The sequence below is a fragment of the Cupriavidus sp. FW305-26 genome (genome assembly GCF_058787975.1).
This window is the reverse complement of record NZ_JBYTAH010000084.1, coordinates 21,571-27,764: the sequence shown is the minus strand read 5'-3', so window position 1 is coordinate 27,764 and position 6,194 is coordinate 21,571. Positions and strand designations below refer to the sequence as shown.

The following is a 6,194-nucleotide window of genomic DNA, read 5'->3' as shown; positions in this document are numbered from 1 at the left end:
CCATTGCGCCGACGCATCGCCTGCATGCTCTATGAGGGCGTGCTGCTGTTCGGCGTGCTGAGCGCCTCGACCGCTGCCTACCTGCTGGTGCAACCGCTGCTGCAGAAGCTTGGTGTGGACGGGCCGCTCGTGATCCAGGTGTGGAGCTTCCTGGTGATGGGCCTGTATTTCACCTGGTTCTGGCAACGCAACGGCCAGACCCTGGCCATGCAGACCTGGCGCATGCGCGTCGAGAACGCCGCCGGCGTGCCGCCGCGCTGGCCGCAGGCGGCGCTGCGCTACGTGCTGGCATGGCTGTGGCTGCCGCCATCGGCGGCAGTCGGCCATATGCTGGGGCTGGTCAAGGGGCCGTTCGTAGCGGTGCTGTGCGCCGGCCTGCTGGTCTGGGTCCTGCTGGCGTGGCTGGATCCGCGCCGCCAGTTCCTGCATGACCGCCTGGCCGGCACGCGGCTGACCGACCTGCGCCCGCCCAAGCCATGAGCCTGTCGGCTGCCGGCATCCGCCGCCTTGCGGTGACCTTGCAGGCAGCCGCCGCGCTGGGCATCGCCGCCGGGCTGGTGCAACTGGCCGGATGGCCATGGCCCGGCGCGGTCGCCGCCGGTGTGGCGGCCATCCTCGGCAGCTTCGCCAGCGGCATTGCCTTCGCTTTCGCCCTGAGCGGGCGCGGCCTGTGGGTCGGGCGCGGCAATCACCCGCCCGCACCACCGCTTGAACTCGCCGCCACGCGCCGTCCGCTGCGCCTGCCTGAGGCGTTGCGCTGCTTTGCGGCCGAGTGCGTGGCCGTGCTGCGCATGTTCGACTGGCTGCAGCCATTCCGCGCGCACGCGCCCTTTGCCGCACCGCTCGATGCCCTGCCCGGCCGCGACGCCCCGCCGGTGCTGCTGGTGCACGGCTACGCCTGCGGGCAGGCCATCTGGCTCGACATGCAGCCGGCACTGGCCGCCGCTGGCTACCGCTGCGAGGGGATCGAGCTCAAGCCGGTGTTCGGCGACATCGACGACTACGCGCGCACGCTGCTGGCCGCCATGCGGCGCATCACAGCCGAGGCCGGACGCCCGCCGCTGCTGGTCTGCCACAGCATGGGCGGGCTGGCCGCGCGCGCCGCGCTGCAGCTGGCGGGCGACGAAGACGTCTGCGCCGGCGTGGTGACGCTGGGCAGCCCCCACCACGGCAGCGCGCTGGCGCGCTTTGGCGGCGGCCCCAATGCGCGCCAGATGCGTTGCGGCAGCCCCTGGCTGCGCGCGCTCGCCGCCGCGGAAACCCCGCGCCGCCGTGCGCGCATGATCTCGATCTTCAGCTGGCATGACTCGATCGCCGGGCCGCCTTGCACCGGCTGGCTCGACGGCGCCGGGCATATTGCGCTGGCCGGCATCGGTCATGTCACGCTGCTGCGCCATCCCGCCGCGGTGCGTGCGGTACTCGACGCCCTCGCGGAGCTGTCCGCGCGCGGGCACTGACACCTGCGCCAGCCAGGACTGTTCCACTTCCGCCACGATTCATATGTCAGTCATGTTTCCGTCACGGCACCGTCATCGCGGGCTGGCTGAATGCAGCCATCGCCGCAACCGGGACTGCCATGGTGCAAGCAATCCGATCTGCCCGCGGGTATTTGTCGAAGACCGCGCAACTGACGCAATGGCTGCGCCGCAGCCCTGACAGCGACAGCGCCGCGCCGCTGACCGCCTTCATGGCGCCGGCCCTGGATGCCGCGCTGGCACCCCAGCGCGAACAGCAGCAGACCTACCCGCCCGAGCCGCACCCGATCCAGCGCTACCGCGCCATCTGGCTGTCGGACATCCACCTGGGCACGCCCGGCTGCCAGGCCAACTACCTGCTGGACTTCCTCAAGCACAACGAATCCGACCAGCTCTACCTGGTCGGCGACATCATCGACGGCTGGCAGCTGCGCCGCGGCTGGTACTGGCCGCAAAGCCACAACGACGTGGTGCAGAAGCTGCTGCGCAAGGCGCGCAAGGGCACTGAAGTGATCTACGTTCCCGGCAACCACGACGAGGCCGCGCGCCAGTTCGACGGCATGGCCTTCGGCGACATCACCGTGCGCGAAGAGGCGGTGCATGTCACCGCCTCCGGGCGCCGGCTGTGGGTGGTGCACGGCGACCTGTTCGACGGCGTGGTGCAGCACGCGCGCTGGCTGGCCTACCTCGGCGATTCGCTGTACACGGTGATCCTGGCGCTGAACCGCCACTTCAACCGGCTGCGCGCGCGCCTGGGCTTCCCGTACTGGTCGCTGTCGCAGTTCCTCAAGCACCAGGTCAAGAACGCCGTCAACTACATCGGCGCGTTCGAGAGCGCGATGGTCGATGAAGCGCGCCGCCGCGGCTGCGATGGCGTGGTCTGCGGCCATATCCACAAGGCCGAGATCCGCGAGGTCAATGGCCAGCTCTACTGCAACGACGGCGACTGGGTCGAAAGCCTGTCGGCACTGGTCGAGACCATGGAAGGCGAGCTGAAGATCGTCTACTGGACCACGCTGCTGGACGCGCCGGCCCCGGCCACGCGCCGCCGTCGCCGCGCCGCCGTGGCGGGCTGATCCCGGCCTGCCACCGTTTGCCCCAACCGCATTGCCCTTCCACCGCGCCCGAGGAGGCTGCATGAAGATCCTGATCGTCACCGATGCCTGGGAACCGCAGGTCAACGGCGTGGTGCGCACGCTCAAGTCCACGCGCCGCGAACTCGAGGCCATGGGCCACACGGTCGACATGATCACGCCGCTGGAATTCCGCACCGTGCCGTGCCCGACCTACCCCGAGATCCGCCTGTCGCTGTTCCCGGCGGCGCGCGTGCAGCGCCGCATCGAGGCCTTCGCTCCGGACGCCCTGCATATCGCCACCGAAGGGCCGCTGGGCCTGGCCGCGCGGCGCCACGCGCTCCGCCGCCGGCTGCCCTTCACCACCGCCTACCACACGCGCTTTCCGGAATACGTGCAGGCGCGCTTCGGCATCCCGCTGGCATGGACGTACCGCTTCCTGCGCTGGTTCCACGGCCCGGCCCAGGCGGTGATGGCGCCCACCCCGGTGGTGCTGGACGACCTGCGGCGCTATGGCATCACCAACGCCGTGCTGTGGACGCGCGGCGTGGACCTGGACGTGTTCACGCTGCAGCGCCCCAACGTGCTCAACACCGCCCACCCGATCTTCCTGTACGTGGGCCGCGTGGCGGTGGAAAAGAACGTCGAGGCCTTCCTGGCGCTGGACCTGCCCGGCTCCAAGTGGGTGGTCGGCGACGGCCCGGCGCTGCCGGCGCTGCGCGCGCGCTATCCGGGCGCCAACTACCTGGGCGTGCTGAGCCAGCCCGAGCTGGCCCGGGTGTATGCTTCGGCTGATGTGTTCGTGTTCCCGAGCCGTACCGACACCTTCGGGCTGGTGCTGCTGGAAGCGCTGGCCAGCGGGCTGCCCGTGGCCGCCTATCCGGTCACCGGCCCGATCGATGTGCTGGGCGACAGCCCCGCCGGCGCGATGCACGAAGACCTGCGCGAAGCCTGCCTGGAAGCGCTGCGCATCGACCGCGCCACGGCACGTGCCCACGCCGAGCGGTTCTCGTGGCGCGCCGCCTCCGAGCAGTTCCTGGCCCATCTTCGGCCGTTCGCTGCCGGCAAGCCAGGCCGCGACAGCGCAGCGGCCCAACCCGCCCCGCAAAACCATGCCCAAACCCCATCCGGAACTGCCGTCCGACCCGCCTCTGCAGAGGCCGCCGCAGGCAGTCCAGAGCGCTGACTATTCGATCGAGCAGAACCCCCACAAGGCCAACCGCGGCCTGACGCGCGCCTGGCATGCGGCCATCAATTCGCTGTCGGGGCTGCGCTATGCGGTGCTCGAGGAAAGCGCGTTCCGCCAGGAGCTGACGCTGGTGGCAATCCTGGCGCCGTGGGCATTCCTGCTGCCGGTGGACGTGGTCGAGCGCATCCTGCTGCTGGGCACGCTGCTGGTGGTGCTGATCGTCGAGTTGCTCAATTCCAGCGTCGAGGCGGCAATCGACCGCATTTCGCTGGAGCGGCACAGCCTGTCCAAGCGTGCCAAGGATTTCGGCAGCGCCGCGGTAATGCTGGCGCTGGTGCTGTGCGGCGGCACCTGGGTCGCCATCGCCGGGCCGCACGTGGTGCGCTGGGTGCGGACGCTGGCGGGCTGATCCGTCACTCGGCGGGGATGCCGGATGGGGTGGCCGGGCCGATTGCTTATAATCGCTACCCTGCCCCCGACTTACTGATCGCACCGATCGCCCGGACGCCCATGGAACCGAAACCGCAAACCGGCCCCCGCCGCACCAGGGACCGCATCCTCGACGTCTCGCTGCGCCTGTTCAACGAAGTCGGCGAACCCAACGTCACCACCACGACGATTGCGGAAGCCATGGAGATCAGCCCCGGCAATCTCTACTACCACTTCCGCAACAAGGACGACATCATCAACTCCATCTTCGTGCGCTTCGAGCAGGAGATGGAGCGGCGCCTGAAGATGCCGGACGACCACAAGGCCACGCTGGACGAAAGCTGGGGCTACCTGCAGTACATGTCCGAGTTCCTGTGGAACTACCGCTTCCTGTACCGCGACATCAACGACCTGCTGGCGCGCAACCGGATGCTGGAGACCAACTTCAAGCGCATCGTCGAGCAGAAGAAGCGCTTTGCGCACGAGATCTGCCGCCAGTTCATCGACGACGGCGAGATGGAAGCCACGCCCGAGCAGGTCGAGGCCATCTGCACCAACATGGTGGTGATCGCCACCTACTGGCTGTCGTTCCAGTTCGTGCAGCATCCGCGCCAGTACAACGACCCCGAGCAGATTCGCGGCTACCTGCACGGATCGAGCTACCACATCTTCTCGATCCTGGCGCCCTACCTGCGCGGCCGGGCCCGGGACGCATTCGACCAGCTGGCGCGCGACTACGCGGCAGCCAAGGCCGCAGCCGACGCGGCAAAGGAAGCAAAGTGAAATCGGTCTGCGTGTATTGCGGCTCCAGCCCCGGCAACCGTCCTGAATACGCCGAAGGCGCGCGCCTGCTAGGCCGCACGCTGGCCGAAAGCGGCTTGGCGCTGGTGTACGGCGGCGGCAAGGTGGGCCTGATGGGCATCGTCGCCGACGCCGTGATGGAACATGGCGGCAGCGACATCGGCATCATCCCCGACGCGCTGATGCAGAAGGAAGTGGGCCACCGCGGCCTGACCGAGCTGCACGTGGTGCGCAACATGCACGAGCGCAAGCAGATGATGGCGGACCGTGCCGACGCCTTTATCGCCATGCCGGGCGGCGTGGGCACCTTCGAAGAGCTGTTCGAGACCTTCACCTGGCTGCAGCTGGGCTACCACGACAAGCCGGTGGGCCTGCTGAATGTCAACGGGTTCTACGACGGCCTGCTGGGTTTCCTTGCGCACGCAGTGCGGGAAGGCTTCATGAAGCAAGTGCATGCCGACCTGCTGCATGTGGCAGACACGCCCGCCGGCCTGCTGGGCCAGCTGGCGGCCGCGCCGCGCGTGCGCGTCGACAAGTGGCAACAGGCGCGCGACAAGACCTGAGCGCGCCGCTGCTGCCGGCCCGGTTCAGAACGACGAGCCCGGCTGCCGCAGGAACGCCAGTTCCTGCTCTGTGCTCTGCCTGCCCAGCACCGCATTGCGGTGCGGGAAGCGGCCGAAGCGCGCGATGATCGCGCGGTGCTTTTCGGCCCACTCCACCACATCCACCACGCCGCCGCTGGCCTCGCGCAGCTGCGTCATCAGACGCACTGCCTCGTCCTGGTCCTCCAGCGCCTCGGAATGCTCGAACGGCATGTAGCAGAACATGCGGTGGTAGTCCGTCGGCAGCTTGCGGTCCATGCCGGTGGCGACGATGCGCCTGGCCAGTGCCAGCGCCAGCGTATCGCTGCCGAAGCTGCGCGGATCGTTGCGGAACATGTTGCGCGGGAACTGGTCCAGCAGCACCACGCGCGCGCAGGCGCCTTCGGGCGTGACCGACCAGTCGTCCGGGGCCCCGTCGCAGGCGACCTGCCAGTCGGACAGGAAGTTGGTGCGGATCTGCGCATCGAAGGCGTCCGACTTGGTGAACCATTGCGGGCGCTCGGTATTCCAGGCGGCAGAACCGGGCTGGCCGAACCAGAAATCGAGCAAACGCACGGCGTCTTCAGGCAGTTGGTCTGTCATGAACTTGCGAAACCTTTCGGTTGAAAGAAGGGAGCGGCGGCGC

Annotated in this window: 8 protein-coding genes; 7 read left to right on the top strand and 1 reads right to left on the bottom strand. The window is 68.8% G+C overall.

Annotated features, from left to right (window positions below; genetic code table 11):
- The 7 genes from AC3WQZ_RS31035 to AC3WQZ_RS31005 all read left to right on the top strand — a co-directional run.
- A partial coding sequence (locus AC3WQZ_RS31035; RefSeq protein ID WP_492301862.1) for an RDD family protein occupies positions 1 to 480 on the top strand: 480 nt, incomplete at its 5' end.
- Positions 477 to 1,457 carry an esterase/lipase family protein gene (locus AC3WQZ_RS31030; protein WP_010809150.1) on the top strand — a complete coding sequence of 327 codons (981 nt, stop codon included), beginning with the start codon at positions 477 to 479 and terminating at the stop codon, positions 1,455 to 1,457. The genes AC3WQZ_RS31035 and AC3WQZ_RS31030, both read left to right, overlap by 4 nt.
- Positions 1,458 to 1,576: 119 nt before the next feature.
- Positions 1,577 to 2,551 (top strand): UDP-2,3-diacylglucosamine diphosphatase, encoded by a 975-nt coding sequence (locus AC3WQZ_RS31025; RefSeq protein WP_011614848.1) that lies wholly within the window; start codon positions 1,577 to 1,579, stop codon positions 2,549 to 2,551.
- A 61-nt stretch (positions 2,552 to 2,612) separates the two neighbouring features.
- Positions 2,613 to 3,734: a glycosyltransferase family 4 protein gene (locus tag AC3WQZ_RS31020; protein ID WP_439671469.1), complete on the top strand. Its 1,122-nt coding sequence runs from the start codon at positions 2,613 to 2,615 to the stop codon at positions 3,732 to 3,734.
- Positions 3,661 to 4,146 carry a diacylglycerol kinase gene (locus AC3WQZ_RS31015; RefSeq protein ID WP_010809153.1) on the top strand — a complete coding sequence of 162 codons (486 nt, stop codon included), beginning with the start codon at positions 3,661 to 3,663 and terminating at the stop codon, positions 4,144 to 4,146. The genes AC3WQZ_RS31020 and AC3WQZ_RS31015 overlap by 74 nt, the downstream gene beginning before the upstream one ends.
- Positions 4,147 to 4,247: 101 nt before the next feature.
- Positions 4,248 to 4,949 carry a TetR/AcrR family transcriptional regulator gene (locus tag AC3WQZ_RS31010; protein WP_010809154.1) on the top strand — a complete coding sequence of 234 codons (702 nt, stop codon included), beginning with the start codon at positions 4,248 to 4,250 and terminating at the stop codon, positions 4,947 to 4,949.
- Positions 4,946 to 5,530, top strand: a complete 585-nt coding sequence (locus AC3WQZ_RS31005; RefSeq protein WP_492301860.1) for an LOG family protein — start codon at positions 4,946 to 4,948, stop codon at positions 5,528 to 5,530. Before AC3WQZ_RS31010 ends, AC3WQZ_RS31005 begins: the two co-directional genes overlap by 4 nt.
- Before the next feature lie 24 nt (positions 5,531 to 5,554).
- On the opposite strand, the gene AC3WQZ_RS31000 is transcribed toward AC3WQZ_RS31005, so the two are convergent.
- Positions 5,555 to 6,151: a DUF924 family protein gene (locus AC3WQZ_RS31000; protein ID WP_010809156.1), complete on the bottom strand. Its 597-nt coding sequence runs from the start codon at positions 6,149 to 6,151 to the stop codon at positions 5,555 to 5,557.
- Positions 6,152 to 6,194 lie beyond the last annotated feature (43 nt).